Annotated in this window: 21 protein-coding genes; 11 read left to right on the forward strand and 10 right to left on the reverse strand. The window is 30.2% G+C overall.

Annotated features, from left to right (window positions below):
- Window positions 1–24: 24 nt before the first annotated feature.
- Window positions 25–621, reverse strand: coding sequence for an NUDIX hydrolase (locus WG951_RS15690; RefSeq protein ID WP_105049329.1), 597 nt, complete (start codon window positions 619–621; stop codon window positions 25–27).
- Between the two features lie 7 nt (window positions 622–628).
- On the opposite strand from WG951_RS15690, the gene pyrE reads away from it, so the two are divergent.
- Together pyrE and WG951_RS15700 are read left to right on the forward strand one after the other, a co-directional pair.
- Window positions 629–1,270: an orotate phosphoribosyltransferase gene (gene pyrE, locus WG951_RS15695; RefSeq protein ID WP_105047885.1), complete on the forward strand. Its 642-nt coding sequence runs from the start codon at window positions 629–631 to the stop codon at window positions 1,268–1,270.
- Between the two features lie 10 nt (window positions 1,271–1,280).
- Window positions 1,281–1,670: an orotate phosphoribosyltransferase gene (locus WG951_RS15700; RefSeq protein WP_105047886.1), complete on the forward strand. Its 390-nt coding sequence runs from the start codon at window positions 1,281–1,283 to the stop codon at window positions 1,668–1,670.
- Here the strand turns inward: WG951_RS15700 and WG951_RS15705 are convergent.
- Window positions 1,667–2,398, reverse strand: a complete 732-nt coding sequence (locus tag WG951_RS15705; RefSeq protein WP_105047887.1) for a biotin--[acetyl-CoA-carboxylase] ligase — start codon at window positions 2,396–2,398, stop codon at window positions 1,667–1,669. The two genes, WG951_RS15700 and WG951_RS15705, sit on opposite strands and share 4 nt — an antisense overlap.
- 87 nt (window positions 2,399–2,485) lie before the next feature.
- Here WG951_RS15705 and rsfS point away from each other — a divergent pair, with 87 nt between their 5' ends.
- From rsfS to WG951_RS15740, 7 genes are all read left to right on the forward strand, one after another.
- Window positions 2,486–2,854, forward strand: a complete 369-nt coding sequence (gene rsfS, locus WG951_RS15710) for a ribosome silencing factor (RefSeq protein ID WP_105047888.1) — start codon at window positions 2,486–2,488, stop codon at window positions 2,852–2,854.
- A gap of 20 nt (window positions 2,855–2,874) precedes the next feature.
- Window positions 2,875–4,845 carry an ATP-dependent zinc metalloprotease FtsH gene (ftsH, locus tag WG951_RS15715; RefSeq protein ID WP_105047889.1) on the forward strand — a complete coding sequence of 657 codons (1,971 nt, stop codon included), beginning with the start codon at window positions 2,875–2,877 and terminating at the stop codon, window positions 4,843–4,845.
- Between the two features lie 181 nt (window positions 4,846–5,026).
- Window positions 5,027–5,611: a hypothetical protein gene (locus WG951_RS15720; RefSeq protein ID WP_105047890.1), complete on the forward strand. Its 585-nt coding sequence runs from the start codon at window positions 5,027–5,029 to the stop codon at window positions 5,609–5,611.
- Between the two features lies 1 nt (window position 5,612).
- Window positions 5,613–6,407, forward strand: coding sequence for a phosphatidate cytidylyltransferase (locus WG951_RS15725; protein ID WP_105047891.1), 795 nt, complete (start codon window positions 5,613–5,615; stop codon window positions 6,405–6,407).
- 2 nt (window positions 6,408–6,409) lie between these two features.
- On the forward strand, window positions 6,410–7,066 hold the full coding sequence (locus WG951_RS15730) for a phosphatidylserine decarboxylase family protein (protein ID WP_105047892.1): 657 nt from the start codon (window positions 6,410–6,412) through the stop codon (window positions 7,064–7,066).
- A 4-nt stretch (window positions 7,067–7,070) separates the two neighbouring features.
- Window positions 7,071–7,337 carry an acyl-CoA-binding protein gene (locus WG951_RS15735; RefSeq protein ID WP_105047893.1) on the forward strand — a complete coding sequence of 89 codons (267 nt, stop codon included), beginning with the start codon at window positions 7,071–7,073 and terminating at the stop codon, window positions 7,335–7,337.
- A gap of 7 nt (window positions 7,338–7,344) precedes the next feature.
- A complete protein-coding gene (locus tag WG951_RS15740; RefSeq protein WP_105047894.1) occupies window positions 7,345–7,974 on the forward strand; it encodes a YceI family protein in 630 nt (209 codons plus the stop codon).
- Between the two features lie 6 nt (window positions 7,975–7,980).
- On the opposite strand, the gene WG951_RS15745 is transcribed toward WG951_RS15740, so the two are convergent.
- On the reverse strand, window positions 7,981–8,856 hold the full coding sequence (locus WG951_RS15745) for a TIGR01777 family oxidoreductase (protein WP_105047895.1): 876 nt from the start codon (window positions 8,854–8,856) through the stop codon (window positions 7,981–7,983).
- Window positions 8,857–8,980: 124 nt separating this feature from the next.
- Between WG951_RS15745 and WG951_RS15750 the strand changes: the two genes are divergently transcribed.
- On the forward strand, window positions 8,981–10,105 hold the full coding sequence (locus tag WG951_RS15750) for a vWA domain-containing protein (RefSeq protein ID WP_105047896.1): 1,125 nt from the start codon (window positions 8,981–8,983) through the stop codon (window positions 10,103–10,105).
- A gap of 81 nt (window positions 10,106–10,186) precedes the next feature.
- A complete protein-coding gene (locus WG951_RS15755; RefSeq protein WP_105047897.1) occupies window positions 10,187–11,653 on the forward strand; it encodes a magnesium chelatase in 1,467 nt (488 codons plus the stop codon).
- Between the two features lie 4 nt (window positions 11,654–11,657).
- Here WG951_RS15755 and WG951_RS15760 read toward each other — a convergent pair whose 3' ends face one another.
- From WG951_RS15760 to WG951_RS15790, 7 genes are all read right to left on the reverse strand, one after another.
- On the reverse strand, window positions 11,658–12,233 hold the full coding sequence (locus tag WG951_RS15760; protein ID WP_105047898.1) for a YdeI/OmpD-associated family protein: 576 nt from the start codon (window positions 12,231–12,233) through the stop codon (window positions 11,658–11,660).
- A 39-nt stretch (window positions 12,234–12,272) separates the two neighbouring features.
- The gene (locus tag WG951_RS15765; RefSeq protein WP_105047899.1) at window positions 12,273–12,968 is read right to left on the reverse strand and encodes a DUF4369 domain-containing protein; all 696 of its coding nucleotides are present in this window, start codon (window positions 12,966–12,968) and stop codon (window positions 12,273–12,275) included.
- Between the two features lie 40 nt (window positions 12,969–13,008).
- Window positions 13,009–14,316, reverse strand: a complete 1,308-nt coding sequence (locus WG951_RS15770) for a DUF819 domain-containing protein (protein ID WP_105047900.1) — start codon at window positions 14,314–14,316, stop codon at window positions 13,009–13,011.
- A gap of 3 nt (window positions 14,317–14,319) precedes the next feature.
- Window positions 14,320–14,997, reverse strand: a complete 678-nt coding sequence (locus WG951_RS15775) for a DUF2490 domain-containing protein (RefSeq protein ID WP_105047901.1) — start codon at window positions 14,995–14,997, stop codon at window positions 14,320–14,322.
- Window positions 14,998–15,155: 158 nt separating this feature from the next.
- Window positions 15,156–15,326, reverse strand: coding sequence for an Arc family DNA binding domain-containing protein (locus tag WG951_RS15780; protein WP_105047902.1), 171 nt, complete (start codon window positions 15,324–15,326; stop codon window positions 15,156–15,158).
- Between the two features lies 1 nt (window position 15,327).
- A complete protein-coding gene (locus WG951_RS15785; RefSeq protein ID WP_105047903.1) occupies window positions 15,328–16,248 on the reverse strand; it encodes an alpha/beta hydrolase family protein in 921 nt (306 codons plus the stop codon).
- Complete coding sequence (locus WG951_RS15790; RefSeq protein WP_211296693.1) at window positions 16,245–16,745, reverse strand: hypothetical protein; 501 nt, start codon at window positions 16,743–16,745, stop codon at window positions 16,245–16,247. Before WG951_RS15790 ends, WG951_RS15785 begins: the two co-directional genes overlap by 4 nt.
- Window positions 16,746–16,747 lie beyond the last annotated feature (2 nt).

Consider the following 16,747-nt stretch of genomic DNA (forward strand, 5'->3'; position numbering starts at 1 on the left):
AAGATAGAAGGTTTTTTTAAAAAACTATCCTTCTTTGTAAGTATCGTACACTAATTGAATATTTGCATAAGAATTTGCCAGTGCCTCTTTGGTTTTAGCTTCGTTTTTAAAGGTAACTTGGGTTATTCCTTCTTCTAATTGAGGTGTTAATTCTTTTTGATCATCCGAAGACATTAAAAACCAATAGGTTTGTTTTAGCTTTATTCCTTTATGAAAATAAATATGGTAGGTGGTTACTAAAGGTTTTATAAGGTGTAAGTTAGAAATGCCACACTCTTCTTCTACCTCTCTAATAGCGGCTGTTTTTATGGTTTCTCCTTTTTCTACCCAACCTTTTGGTAGGTCCCAAACGCCATTTCTAAAAATAAATAGAATTTCTTTTTTGGGGTTTAGCACCAATCCGCCTGCGGCGGGAATTACCTTCATATTACTTAAAAAAGATTTCCAATCATTCTCTAAGTCAGTGCTATATAAATTAATGCCTTTTAGCTCTTTGTTGTTTATTTTATGAATGATATCATCAAAAAGAACATTCTTAAAGTTGTAAACAGGAAAAATATTTTCTTTTTTTGAAGAAGAAGTGATAATTATTGGCGTATCATTTACAAAAACTTTATACATTTGCGATATGATTTTAAACAAAGATACGGCAAAAAAAACAGCTGAACTTTTATTGCAAATAAAAGCAATAAAGTTAAGCCCCAATGACCCTTTTAATTGGGCATCAGGTTGGAAATCTCCAATATATTGTGATAACAGAATAACGCTATCTTATCCTCCAGTTCGTGTTTTTTTAAAAGAAGAAATTGCAAAAATTGTAGAGTTACAATATGGTAAACCAGATGTAATTGCTGGTGTTGCTACCGGTGCAATTGCAATTGGAGTTTTAGTGGCTCAAGAATTAGGAGTTCCTTTTATTTATGTAAGGCCAGAGCCAAAAAAACATGGTAGAAAGAACCAAATTGAAGGGCATTTAGAAAGAGGGCAAAATGTTGTAGTTATTGAAGATTTAATAAGTACAGGTAACAGTAGCTTAAATGCGGTAGATGCTTTAAAAGAAGCAGGTGCTGTTGTAAAAGGTATGGTGGCTATTTTTTCTTACGGATTTGATGTAGCAACTAAGAATTTTGAAGAAAAAAATGTAGGGTTAACTACGTTAAGTAGTTACGAAAACTTGTTAGAACAAGCTTTAGATAGTAATTATATTACTGATAAGGAGTTGATTACGTTAAACGATTGGAGAAAAAGTCCGAGTACCTGGAAACAATAAAATAAAAAAGATGAATATTAACGGAAATACAGTAACCATAGATAAATCTGCCGAAGAAGTATTTACTTTTTTTACAAATTTGAAGAATTTTAAAGAAATAATGCCAGAGAACATTCAAAAGTTTGAGGTAGATGGAGATTCTTTTATATTTGGATTACCGGGGATGCCAGAAATTAGATTGGTGTTAAAAGAAAAAACAGAATTTTCTAACATTACTTTAGGGGCAGCAAGTAGTAAATTACCTTTTACATTGTCTGCGGATATTAATGAGTTGTCAGAAAATAAAACGGAAGTATCTTTAAAATTTGATGGTGAGTTTAATGCTATGATGGCAATGATGATAAAAAAACCATTGACTAAATTTGTAGATACCCTTACAGAAAATATCGGAAAGCTTTAAAGAAAAGAAACTTCTTTAATTCCGAATTCTAGGATGCGATCATCTTCTAATTGAATTTGTAGTTTTCCGTGATACGAAATTCCGAAAATAATACCCATAAAAATTTCGCCCTTACTATTTTTAAACATAGTAGGGGTGTTTTTTTTGTATAAAACGTTGAGGTATCGCTCTTCTAAAAAATCAAATTCTTGCCTTTCTAATAATTTTATATTTTTTTGAAATGCAACCAAAATAGTATTTAGTAAACGATCTAAATTGTATTCTAAACCGGTTTCTAATTTTAAAGATGTGGCGTTAGTTAGGTGCTCCGGAAAAATTTCTTGATTCACATTTAGGCCAATTCCTATAAAAGAATTCTTAATTTTATCTCCAGAAAAAGTATTTTCTATTAAAATTCCACAAATTTTATGGGTTGCTGACAGAATGTCGTTTGGCCATTTTATAGCAATTTTAGCTAAATTTTTAGTCAATAAAACATCATAAATAGCCAAGGAAATAGCAAAATTTAAATATTTTTTTTGAAATACTTTTAAATCTTTAAAAGAGATAAAAGTGCTGAACGTTAGGTTTTTATAAGGTTCAGATACCCATTTACTTTGTTGCTGACCCCTTCCGTTGGTTTGGTTTATGGCAACAACAGTAGTAAAATTCTCTAAGGGAGAATTTTGAGATAAATCCTTTAAAAAAGAATTTGTAGAATCGGTGGCACTAAGTTTGATTATTTTCAAGTGTTAAATAAAGTGTAAACAACTGTAATAATACATAAAATACTCGCAAAAAAATAATAACTTTGCGTTAAATATAGAAAAAAGTTAATGACAAAAAAACAAGTAAGTGCAGATGATTTAATTGCTTTAATTATTAAAGGGATTGATGAAGTTAAAGGGGAAGATATTCAATTATTAGACTTACGAGATATAGAGAATACTGTATGCGATTATTTTATAATTTGCTCTGGTAACTCAAATACACAAGTAAATGCAATTGCTGGTTCTATTCAGAAAATAGTGAGCAAAGAGCTTAAAGACAAACCTTGGCACATAGAAGGACAAACAAACTCTGAGTGGGTTTTAATGGATTATGTAAACGTTGCTGTTCATATTTTTCAAAAACACATTAGAGAGTATTATGATATAGAAAGTCTTTGGGGTGATGCAAAAATAACAGAGATAAAATCAGTTTAATTTTTTTATTTTTTAAGTAAATGAGTGATTTAAAGAAAGATAGTAATTCGAATATGCCTAAATTTAAGTTTAATGCGTATTGGATATATGGTGCAATATTTGTTATAATAATGGCCTTTCAGTTTTTTAGTAGCGGAGATTTAGCTACTAAAAGCATTTCAAAAAATGAGTTTAATGAGATTTTAAAAGAGAACGATATTTCTAAAATTGTTGTTTTAAATAACAATATCGCTCAAATTTATATCAAAAAAGAGGCTCAAAAGAAAGAGCGATACAGAAAGACAATTAATTCTGCTTTTTATACACAAGGATCGTCTTTTTATGATTATAATTTTGGTGATTTACAAAATTTTGAAAATAATATAGAAAAATCAAGACAAGAAAATGGTTTAGATTTTGATATAAAAAACGAGAATAAAACAAGTATTTTTGATACTATTTTAGGCTTTTTACCATTCATTATATTAATAGGAGTTTGGTTGTTTTTTATGAAAAGAATGTCTGGTGGCGCTGGTGGATCTGGTGGTGGCGGTCAAATTTTTAGCATCGGAAAATCGAAAGCTAAATTATTTGATAAAGACACTAAAGTAAAAACTACGTTTGCAAATGTAGCAGGTTTAGAAGGAGCTAAAGAAGAGGTACAGGAAATTGTAGACTTCTTAAAAAACCCAGAAAAATATACCTCTTTAGGAGGTAAAATACCAAAAGGAGCTTTATTAGTAGGCCCTCCGGGAACAGGAAAAACATTATTGGCTAAAGCCGTTGCTGGTGAAGCAGATGTTCCTTTTTTCTCTTTATCTGGTTCAGATTTTGTTGAAATGTTTGTAGGTGTAGGTGCTTCTCGTGTAAGAGATTTGTTTAAGCAAGCAGCTCAAAAATCGCCTTCTATTATTTTTATTGATGAAATTGATGCTATTGGTAGAGCGCGTGGTAAAAACAGTATGACGGGTGGTAATGATGAGCGTGAAAATACGTTGAATCAATTACTAACAGAAATGGATGGTTTTGGTACCGATGTAAATGTTATTGTATTAGCAGCAACCAATAGAGCAGATGTTTTAGATAGTGCGTTAATGCGTGCAGGTCGTTTTGATAGACAAATTTATGTAGACTTACCTAATATCAACGAAAGAAAAGAAATTTTTGAAGTTCATATTAAACCATTAAAATTAGCAGAAGATGTTAAAATTGGTTTCTTAGCACAACAAACGCCTGGTTTTTCTGGAGCAGATATTGCTAATATGTGTAATGAAGCTGCCTTAATTGCTGCCAGAAATGGTAAAAAAGCAGTACATCATCAAGATTTCTTAGATGCTGTAGATAGAATTGTAGGAGGTTTAGAAAAGAAAAACAAAGTAATTACGCCAAGTGAGAAAAAAGTAATTGCTTTTCATGAAGCAGGGCACGCAACCATTAGTTGGATGTTAGAACACGCTGCTCCATTGGTAAAAGTAACGATTGTTCCAAGAGGTCAATCTTTAGGAGCTGCTTGGTATTTGCCAGCAGAAAGAATGATTGTGCAAACAGAGCAAATGTTAGATGAAATGTGTGCTACCATGGGAGGTAGAGCTGCAGAAAAAGTAATGTTTGATAAGATTTCTACAGGAGCTTTAAGTGATTTAGAAAAAGTAACCAAACAAGCAAGAGCTATGGTTACCGTTTATGGATTAAATGAAGAGTTAGGGAATATTACCTATTATGATTCTTCTGGTAACGATGGTTTTGTAAAACCTTATAGTGAGGATACTGCAAAGAGCATCGACAAAGAAATTTCTAAAATGATTGAAGCGCAATACGAAAGAGCGATTCAAATATTAGGGGATAATAGAGATAAGTTAACCACTTTGGCTGAATTATTATTAGAAAAAGAAGTAATCTTTAAAAATGATTTAGAAAAGATATTTGGAAAAAGACCTTTTGATGATGTTCAAGCTGAAATAATTGAAGAAAAGAAAGATGTTACTTCTGTAGAGCCTACTACTGAAAAATAAATATCTTTAATCAAAAAGAATTCGTTGTTGTAATACTTCGGTGTTTCTGTTGTGATTAATTACTTTGAAAACAAGTATTTTAAAATACAGATTTTTGATTTTGATCTTAATTTCAAAATAAAATGAATTATCCTCGAAGCGATGCCTCGAGGATAGTTGGTTTAAATAAAATATTTATTAAATGAATTTTTTTAAAAAGTTATTCAATATACCGGTTACGGAAGATAAGGAAATCCAAAAACAAGAAGTAGATCTTTCTTTGGACGACTTGTTCGTGCATAATTTTGTAGAAAAAGGAGGTAAGTTTTTATATTGTTTAAAGGAATCTGAAGTTATAGATAACTTAAAAAACATTTTAAAAGAGAATAATTGGAAACAATTAACGCTTTTAGATAATGAACTAGCTTCTTTTTTTAATAAAGAAGATGTAACAATATATAAAAATTTTAATTCAGAGATTCCTGTTTTCTTAAATTGCGAACATTTAATAGCAGATAATGGCGATATTTTATTTTCTTCAAGACAGTTAAAAAGTACAAAGTTATCTGAAATGCCACAAAACTTTATTGTTTACGCAACTACAAGTCAGTTGGTTAAAGATATGGGGCAAGGGTTAACAGGTATTAAAATACATCACAAGGGGAATTTACCCACAAATATTTCTGCTGTAAAAAATTATAAGATCAATAAAAGTGATGATAATTTCTTAAACTACGGTAACAGTAACTCAAAAAACTTATATTTGCTGCTATTAGAAGATTTATAATATGAGTAACCTTTTAAGAAGGAGTCTTTCAGGCATAATTTACGTTTTAATTTTTTTATCAGCGATTCTTTTTTCGAAAGAATCGTATGTCATTTTAACTGCTATATTTGGTTTATTATGTGTTTGGGAGTTTTCTAAACTAATTAAATTTAAAGGTTTTATTGGGTATATTTTCTTTTGTTTAACATTGTTTTTAATGTTAAAAAGACCAGAAAGCTATGCTGTTGTTTTTGTTTTAGGAATTACAATACTTTCGTCTTTATCTCTTATTTATAATTTATTTACAAAAAAAGAAATCTCTTTTACAGATGAGAGATCTAAATTAGGTTTGTTAATAAGGTATGCCATATTTTCTATGGTTTTTTTAATTCTTTTGCCTATTCATAAAGGAGTTTATAACCCACAGTTAATCATAGCCATTCTTGTTATGATTTGGGTAAATGATAGCTTTGCTTTCTTAGTGGGTAAAAATTTTGGAAAAAGAAAGTTATTTGTTTCCGTTTCACCTAAAAAAACACAAGAAGGGTTTTTAGGCGGTTTGGTTTTTTCGCTAATTGCGGCTTTTATTATTAGTAAATTTTGTTTAGATTTTACGTTAGTAAATTGGTTAGTAATTTCAGTGATAGTAAGTGTAATTGGTACTATTGGAGATTTAGTAGAATCTAAATTTAAAAGACATGCCAATATAAAAGATAGTGGTACTATTATGCCTGGTCATGGTGGTATTTTAGATAGATTAGATAGTTTGTTGTTTGCAGCACCATTTGTATATTTGTATATTAATTTTATAATTTAAGTATGATTCGTTTTCACAAAGAGGGATATAAAATAATTGTTATTACGTTTATAATATCAATTGTAGGTATTTTACTAGCAGACTATTTTTTAGAGATAGCGTGGTTGGTTAAAGCTATTCAGATTTTAATTATTGCTTTTTTAGTTATTGTGCTACAATTTTTTAGAAATCCTAAAAGAGTGGCTCCATTAAATGAAAATGTTTTAGTGGCACCTGTTGATGGTAAGGTTGTTGTTATAGAAGAAGTAGAAGAGCCAGAGTACTTTAAAGGAAAAAGATTACAAGTATCTATTTTTATGTCTCCAATTAATGTACATGTTACAAGGTATGCTATGAGTGGAATAGTAAAATATAGTAAATATCATCCAGGAAAATATTTAGTTGCATGGCATCCAAAGGCATCTACTGAAAATGAAAGGACTACAGTTGTTGTTAATAATGCAGCTTTTGGAGACGTTTTATACAGACAAATAGCAGGAGCACTCGCTAAAAGAATTGTTAACTATGCAAAAGTAGGTGATACCGCAGTACAAGGTGCTGATGCAGGCTTTATTAAATTTGGATCTAGAGTAGACCTTTTTCTTCCGTTAGGTACAAAGTTAAATGTTGCTTTAGGAGACAAGGTTAAGGGTGGAGTACAGGTAATAGCAGAAAAATAGTTATATGGAATCTGATTTAGACAAAGAGTTTAATGAAGCTTTCTATAAAATTTCTAAATTAGGAAAAGCCATTGCTCCGGATATTAAGTTAAAGTTTTATGCGTACAATAAGCAGGCAAACTTTGGAAATAAATTTTCTTTTAATGATGAGCATAATGTTGTAAATGCTTTTAAGCTAAATGCTTGGATGCAATTAAACGGAATGAAATCTGATGAAGCAAAAAAAGAATATATAGAATTAGCAAAAGTAGTTTTAAATAATAATAAATAAAGACGTCATGAAAAAAGTAGTAATTTTATCATTATTAATGGTTATAGCATTTAACTTTTCTTCTTGTAAATCAGAAAAAAAATCTGAACAGAAAACAGAAGATAAAATTGAAACTAAAAAAAGTACAGCAGCTTTTTCTTTAGAGAAAGCGCAAAACGAAATTAACTTTGTTGCTTATAAGACTACAGACAAAGTGCCTGTTGGTGGTCAGTTTAAAAAAGTGGATATTATTTCAGGCGGAGAAGGAAACTCTATTAAAGAAGCTATTAATAATACTGAGTTTTCAATTCCTGTAAGCAGTGTTTTTACAAAAGATACAAGTAGAGATTTTAAAATTAAAAAATTCTTTTTTGGTATTATGGAGAACACCAAATTACTTTCTGGGAAGTTATTGTTAACAGATGATACTAATGGTGTAGCAGAAATTAAAATGAATGGAGTTACAGAAAAAGTAGCTTTTACATATACTATTACTGGTAATGTTTTTAATTTAACAGGTACCATGGATATTACAAAATGGAATGCAGGTGCTGCTTTAGCTTCTTTAAATACAGCTTGTTTAGATTTGCATAAAGGTGCAGATGGGGTTTCTAAAACATGGAGTGAGGTTGCTTTAAATATTACATCTACTTTCTAAGAAGTATTATAAATTATCTAACGCTTTTTTAAGTGTTTTAAATCGAAAAGAATATCCGTTCTTTTCGATTTTTTTTGCCGAAACTTTACTGCCTTCTAAAAGAATATTGGCCATTTCACCGAATAACAGTTTTAAGATAAATGCAGGGACACCAATACCTAAATAAGGTTTTTTAATGCTTTTGGCCAATTCTTTAGAAAAAGTGATACTTGTGTGATGTTCTGGTGCAACAGTATTAAAAATTCCTGTAAAGTTCTCTTCTACGGCTTTGATATAAATTAAACATAAATCTTCTATATGAATCCAAGGTAAAAATTGTTTACCAGAACCTAAAGGAGCTATAATAGGTGTTTTCATTTTTTCTAAAGCACCTCCTTTTTTAGATAAAACTATGCCTGTTCTTAAAATAGTTACCGGAATGTCTTTTTTAGAAAATTGATGGGCTGCATTTTCCCATTTTTGGCAAACATCACCTAAAAAGTCTGTACCTACGTTATCTGTTTCTTCAAAAGTAATTTGCTTAGTAATGGCTCCGTAATAGCCAACACCAGAGGCCGAAATAAATCCCTTTAAATGAACATTTAGAGCAGTTATTTTATTAAAAAGTAAATTAGCCGTTTTAACTCGGCTATCAATAATTACTTGCTTTCTTTCTTCTGTCCAGCGTTTATCTGCAATTCCTGCACCCGCCAAATGAATAATATAATCGGTATCTATGAGTGCTTTTTCATCAATATAATTGGCAGAAACATCCCATTTAAATTCGTTTTTGTTTTGTGGGTTTCTACTAAGAATTACTACTTCATGCTTTTTAGCAATCAGCATTTCTGTTAGTCTTGTTCCTACAAGTCCTGTTCCTCCGGTAATTAATATTCTTGACATAAAGTAAAGATACTTAAATTTTGTTGAATCTTTTTAGTGTTTTATAAAACAAACTTATAGCCAGATATATTAAACTAATGTTAATCCTTTTTTAGACGTTGCTTAAAAGCGTATTTTTATAGTGATGAAAAATAACAAAAAAAGAAAAGGTTTTGTTTTTAAAACCTATGAAGCAGAAAATCAATCTCCTTTCGAAAAACTATTCGAGATTTTTAAGGAATTGATTACCTATACTTCTGGCGATTTTGATGAAGCCATTGATTGGTTACGTTCTTTAGATAAAGAGTATAAATTAACGGATGAGAATTATACCATTGATGATTTTATTGAAGATTTAAAGAAGAAAGGATATATAAAAGAAGAAATAAAAGGTGATGGAACCGGAGGAACAAAAATTACTCCGAAAACAGAACGTGCCATTAGACAGCAAGCATTAAAACATATTTTTGGTAACATAAAAAGAAGTGGTTCTGGAAATCATAAAAGTAAATCTCCCGGAATTGGAGATGAACATACAGGAGACTTTAGAAATTATCAATTTGGAGATTCGTTAGACAAAGTATCAATGACAGAAAGCATTAGAAATGCTCAAATAAATAACGGAATTGATAATTTTAATTTAACCGAAAATGATTTGGTGGTAGAAGAAACGCTGCATAAAAGTCAAATGAGCACTGTTTTAATGATAGACATTAGTCATTCTATGATTTTGTATGGCGAAGACAGAATTACACCTGCAAAAAAAGTTGCCATGGCGTTGGCAGAATTAATAACTACGCGTTACCCAAAAGACACGTTAGATATTATTGTTTTTGGTAATGACGCTTGGGCTATTAAAATTAAAGATTTACCGTATTTACAAGTAGGTCCTTATCATACCAACACAGTAGCAGGTTTGCAATTGGCAATGGATTTACTCCGAAGAAAAAGAAATACCAACAAACAAATTTTTATGATTACCGATGGTAAACCTAGTTGCTTGCGTTTACCAGATGGTCAATATTATAAAAATAGTAATGGCTTAGATAAGTATATTGTAAACAAATGTTATGCAATGGCACAACAAGCCCGTAAATTACATATTCCTATTACCACTTTTATGATTGCACAAGACCCGTATTTAATGCAATTTGTAAGAGCGTTTACACAAGCCAATCAAGGAAAAGCATTTTATACAGGGTTAAAAGGTTTGGGAGAAATGATTTTTGAAGATTACGAAACAAATAGAAAAAAGAGAATTAAAGGTTAAAAAAGAAACTAGAATAAAGATAAAAGAAGATGAGTGCTATCTCTTTTCTTGTATCTTTTTTCTTGCATCTAAAACAAAAACATGAATTTAGAAAATATAAAAACATTAGGAGAATTAATAAAGTCTGGTTACAAATCTAGATCTATTAAAGACGAGTTACGAGAAAACCTTATTCGTAAAATAATGAGTAAAGAAACCGTTTTTAAGGGAGTTCATGGCTACGAGAATACCGTAATTCCAGAATTAGAGCGTGCTATTTTAAGTAAGCATAATATTAATTTATTAGGATTAAGAGGACAGGCAAAAACACGTTTGGCTAGATTAATGGTAAATTTATTAGACGAATATATTCCTGTAGTAGAAGGTTCTGAAATTAATGATGATCCTTTAAACCCTATTTCTCGGTTTGCCGTTGAGTTGATTAAAGAAAAAGGAGACGCTACACCTATTTATTGGTTGCACAGAGATGAACGTTTTGCAGAAAAATTGGCTACGCCAGATGTAACTGTGGCAGATATTATTGGTGATGTAGATCCAATAAAAGCGGCAAATCTAAAATTGTCTTATGCAGATGACAGAGTAATTCATTACGGAATGATTCCACGAGCAAACAGGTGTATTTTTGTAATTAATGAGTTGCCAGATTTACAAGCTAGGATTCAAGTTGCCTTGTTTAATATTTTACAAGAAGGCGATATTCAAATTAGAGGTTTTAAATTAAGATTGCCTTTAGATATGCAATTTGTGTTTACGGCAAACCCAGAAGATTATACCAATAGAGGGAGTATTGTTACGCCTTTAAAAGATAGAATTGGCTCGCAAATTTTAACGCATTATCCAGCAGATATAAAAACCGCAAAAGCGATTACACAACAAGAAGCGAATAATACAAGTTCTCAAAAAGAGTTTATTACAGTACCAGAACTAGCTAAAGATTTGTTAGAACAAATTGTGTTTGAAGCAAGGGAAAGTGAATATGTAGACGCTAAAAGTGGGGTAAGTGCACGTTTAAGTATTTCTGCTTTTGAGAATTTATTAAGTACAGCAGAAAGAAGAGCCTTGTTTTCTGGTGATGAAAAAACAATGGTTCGTTTAAATGATTTTGACGGAATTATACCCGCTATTACAGGTAAGGTAGAGTTGGTGTACGAAGGTGAACAAGAAGGTGCACATGTAGTTGCAGAAACCTTAATTAAAAATGCTGTTAAAACGTTGTTTCCAAACTACTTTCCTGAGATTAAAAAATTAGAAAAGCAAGATGCTGAAACTCCGTATGATGACATTATTTCTTGGTTTTTTAATGCTGATGAAGATTTTGAATTGTTAGATGATTTTACAGAAGAACAGTACAAAGCAGAATTAGATAAAGTGAAGCCTTTAGATGCTTTTGTTAAAGAATACCAACCAAACTTAAATGAAGCGGATACTTATTTTATGAAAGAATTTGTATTATGGGCGTTGGTTGAATTTAAAAAATTAAGCAAATATAGATTTGCAGAAGGCACACAATTTAAAGATCCTTATGGTAATTTTATAAGTGGTTTATAAGCAATTATCGATTGCTACGAGATTTAATATTAAGATTACAAAACCGAATTATTTCTATAATTCGGTTTTTTCTTGTAGTTTCTCTTTTGGCTTGTTGTAACCAATACAGATATCCTTTTCTGTAACTAGGTGCAAAGTTTTTAAAATTAGTAAAAGCATTTTTATTAGCATCAAACTCAATTTGTAAATCTTCAGGAATAATTCCCTTTTCAACATCATCTAAAGCAGTCCAAGAGCCATTTTGTTTCGCAATTTCAATAATTTCTAAACCCTTTGGATGCATTAAATCATCAGCCATTAAATTTTTAATATGCTTTTTATTTACAGCACTCCAAACACTTTTAGGTTTTCTTTGGCAGAAATATTGTTTGCGTTTTCCATCTCCCAAACTTTTAACGGTAGCATCTATCCAGCCAAAACATAGGGCAACCTTTACAGCCTCTTCCCAACGCATCGATTCTTTTTTATGATCTACTTTATAAAAAATAAGATGTATTCCGTTAGAAGAATCATGATTTTTAGACAGCCAATTACGCCATTCTATATCATTTTTAAAGTAAAATTCTTCTATTGCAAACATAGGTAACAAACAGCAGTACTAATAAAACAAGCGTAAATATTATTTGCTTTTAATTTTGTTTAGATACTCTTGAAAGCGTTTTCCGTAATCAGAATTTTTTACATTTTCAGATAAAGAGTTGTTAACAGTATCTAACATTTGTAAACTAGCATCATACATTTCTGTTAAAGCAATATAAGGAGCCACTTCTGTGTTTGCATTGTTAATTGCAAAGTTAGTGGTAAATAAAACTCTTCTTTTTGTTAGTTTTTGATAGTCTTTTTCTAGTTGTTTCACTAAAGCTTCGTCATTTTCTTTTTTTGCGTTAAAATCTTTTTGAATAAATTCTAAACGCTGGTTTTGAAACTGTCTTTTAATTTTATTGTATTTATCTAAAATTTCTTGGTTTTTTGAGCCTGAAATTTCTGGGTTAAATCCAAATTGTTCTACGTTGTCGTTAATTGTAATGTTTCCTTTTTCACCAAAAAATAGAATTCTTTTGTTTGTTGTATTTCCATCAAAAGTTAAATAATACAATACTGGCGATTCTACGTTGTCCGTTAAAGTAAATTGATCACTTCCTAATAAGTTTACAGAGTCTACAGAAACTAAAAGGGTGTCTTTCATTTTCTGAAGGTATAAAGTTCCTTTTTTAAGACCTTTAATTTGCCCTTTTACAATCATGTTTCCTTCTTTCTTAGAAGAACAAGCTACTATTAAAATAGATAGGACTAAAAGTGTAATTATTTTCTTCATAAATTTAATATTTTCCGTCTGCAAATATGCTTATTTTTATTTAAAGTGTAGCTGATAATTCCATTAAAATGGTACATAAAATGGCGCCAATTGTTCCTATAGCGTAACCAAATACCGCCAATAAAACACCAACAGTTGCTAATGAAGGGTGAAATGCTTGCGCTACAATAGGAGCAGAGGCTGCACCACCAACATTTGCTTGACTACCTACGGCTAAAAAGAAGTAAGGAGCTTTTATTAGTTTGGCAACTAAAATTAATAAACCAGCGTGTATAGACATCCAAACCAAACCAATAGCAATTAAGCCTACGTTGTCAAAAATCATTGCTAAATCCATTTTCATACCAATAGTGGCAACCAAAATGTAAATAAAAACACTTCCAATTTTACTAGCTCCTGCACCTTCGTAATTTTTAGCTTTTGTAAAAGATAAGATAATGGCAATAATTGTAGAAATACTAATCAACCAAAAGAAACCAGAGCCTAAAAAAGTGAAAATATTTCTCCATGTTTCCGATTCTATTCCTGCAACTAAATGGCTAAAAAAAGAACTTAAATATCCCGATGCAAAATGACCAAAACCAACAGTAGTAAAAGCTATGGCTAGAATAATCATTAAGTCTGTAACAGATGGGTTTCTTTTTACCTTTTGAGCAAAGTTAGAAACTTTTTCTTTTAACTCTTCTATGGCAGAAGTATCTGCACCAAGCCATTTATCAATTTTATCTTTTTTACCAATACCTATTAATAAAACAGCCATCCAAATATTGGCAACAACAATATCAACAAACACCATTCCTCCATATTTTGCAGGGTTGTATTTGTAAATTTCTAACATGGCCGTTTGGTTTGCTCCACCACCTATCCAACTTCCTGCAAGTGTAGATAGACCACGCCAAACAGCATCAAAATCTGCGCCACCAACTGTTTCTGGAGAGAAAGCAGAAATTAATAAAATAGCCAAGGGCCCACCAATTATAATGCCTACGGTTCCTGTAAAAAACATAATTAATGCCTTAGAGCCTAAGTTAAAAATTGCTTTTAAATCGATACTTAACGTCATTAAAACTAAAGCAGCAGGCAATAAAAAACGACTAGAAATATAATATAATTGAGATTTTCCTTTAATAACCTCGCCTGCGGTGTTTAAAGTTTCCCATTCTGGGGATATAATGCCAGATGTGGTAAAAATAGCCGGAATAAAATACGCCATAAATAAACCAGGTACAATCTTGTAGAACTTGTACCAAAAACCACTTGTTTTGCTTTCTGTGTAAAAAACAAAACCGAGTGATAGCATTAAGATTCCAAAAACGATTGCATCATTTGTAAAAATAGGGGTTGTCATATTTTATATGTTTTTTTTAGTAAAGTCTGTGTTTAAAATAACACCTAATTGCATTCTATGTAGGCTGCTGTTTGTAAATTTTGTGTAAAAATAACCTAATTTTAGTTTTAAATTTTCACTTAATTTTTTAAGCATGCCAAAACCAGTTCTGTTTTGACCATATGCTTTTGAAACAAACTTTATAAAAAGATCATTAAAAGTATATATTTCATAATTTTTAGAAATAGGGTAGTTTAAAAATAAACCGTACCGTATTCTATGCGTTACCTCATTTTTAAAGTTTTTTCTTTTAAATCTTTGCGCCAAACGTATGCGGTGTTTTACCTGAATATCTCTCCAATTATTTTTGATGTTTAAATCTTGATAAAACCGATATTCATATAAATTAGGAGAAGTAGTCTTATAGGAAGTGTCTGTTATAGAATATACGCCACCCGCTGTAACATTAATTTTATCATTAAAAGTAAAATTGATACCTAATCTATAAATTTCTTGTTGATATTCGCTAGCCAGTTCATAATATCTAAAATGGGCATTTGTTTTAAGTTTTATTTTTTTAGAAATTTTATATGTGCCATTATACATGTACCAAGTTCCTAGTTTATTTTCTTCGGATGGTGTTTGAGCGTAAAATTTGAAGCCTATAATTAATAAACAAAATAGAATTATATTTTTAGTCATAAATTATTTAGAGAAAATAGTTTTTTTGCATTTAACTTTAAGAAGAAGGCAATATACAAAATAGAAAATGCTCCGTAAAAAATGAGCGTTTATTTTTATTAATTAGATGTGTTAAGTGTTCTTTTAAAAGATAGGTTACTTTGTTTTTTGTATCAACATTAATTATTGTCTTCTTTCTTTTTAGGTTCTCTTTTTGCATTTTTAAGAGCTTGCATAAGCATCCATTCTATTTGTCCGTTTGTAGAACGAAATTCATCTGCAGCCCACTTTTCAATAGCTTTAATCATGTCTTCATTAACTCGCAACGCGAATGCCTTTTTTTTAGCCATGTTACTTTTTTATAAATAAAACGATTGTTTTAATTAATTGTTCTGATATTGGGTATTCTGATGAATAATACGATTTTAGATTGTCTTCTTCTTTTTGGATGTCTTTTAAAACATGATTCATATTTTTTATAATAACCAATTTAGAATTTAAGTTTGCAGTATGCAAAGCTTCAGCATCTTCAATTTGTACTTGTAAATCCTTGTTACCATTAATAATTAAACTCGGAATTTTTAATTCTTTTATTTTTTCTAAAGGATTTATTTGCATCCAAGAATATAAAAAATCTTGATTTTGTTTTGCAAATACACTCATTAAAAATGGATTTACAACTTCTATTTTTCCTTTTATTCTTAAAGTATCAAACTGTTTTTTAGCAGCAATACCTAAGGTGGCATTATTCTTTGATATCTGTTTTATTATGGTTTTATCAATGGTTTCTCCTGCGCCTGCAATAGAAATATATTTGTCAATATTTTTAGCAGCCATCATTGCAATTAAAGAACCTTGACTATGACCTATTAAAATAATTTTAGAAAAATGTTTGTCATTTTTAAAATGAGAGATTACCTTTTCTATATCAAGTGAAAAATCTACAATTTTGGTGCCTTTTAAAAAAGCGGTGTTGTTTTTAGTAGCAGTTCTTTTATCATAACTAAAAAAAGCAATTTCTTCTTTGTTGATGGCATCTCTAAATTGTTTAATATAATTGGCTTTAATTATTGGAAATTGATTTCCGTTTCTATCTACATTACCAGATCCATGCACCCAAATAATTAATGGAACCTTTGTATTTGTATAGGTTAAGGTTCCTGGAAGTTCTATGGCTTCATTTTTTATCACTATTTCTTCAGATTTTATCTGAGCAATAGAAATAAAGGTTCCAAAAAATGTAATTATTAAATAGGTGCTAAAACGAATCATGTTAATTTATTTTTATAAGTTTCTAAAACTCTTGTAGCTTCTTCTTTTTTTTGTGTACCAATTAATAATTTCTCTCCATTTTTAAGAATTAATTGAATGCCAATATTACCAGAAACATTTATCGCTTTGTCTTTTCCTTTATTAAAGAAAAATCCTCTTCTTATTCCCCAACCACCAAATTCAGTTATCGGTTGATATTTTCTTACATAAGCTTTAGAAATTTCACGCCAAGGAATCATTTTTACTGAAAAGTGAAACGGAAAAAATTGGTAATGAATTCCTTTTTCATCAATTCTTGTGGTTAGTTTAAAGAAGAATATTGTGGTAACTGAAACCAAAATAACTGCAATTGTAATTACAAATCCTTGGGTGGTTAGTGTAGTGTTTTTTTGTAAGTATTTCTTCAGCATCATTGCTATAGGGGCAATTGAACTAATAACTAACAAGATAATCAACCAAGTTTGTCTAAAACGTTGTTCTTCTTTAAAAATTTTCATTT

The sequence above is a fragment of the Polaribacter butkevichii genome (genome assembly GCF_038024105.1).
GTDB lineage: Bacteria > Bacteroidota > Bacteroidia > Flavobacteriales > Flavobacteriaceae > Polaribacter > Polaribacter butkevichii.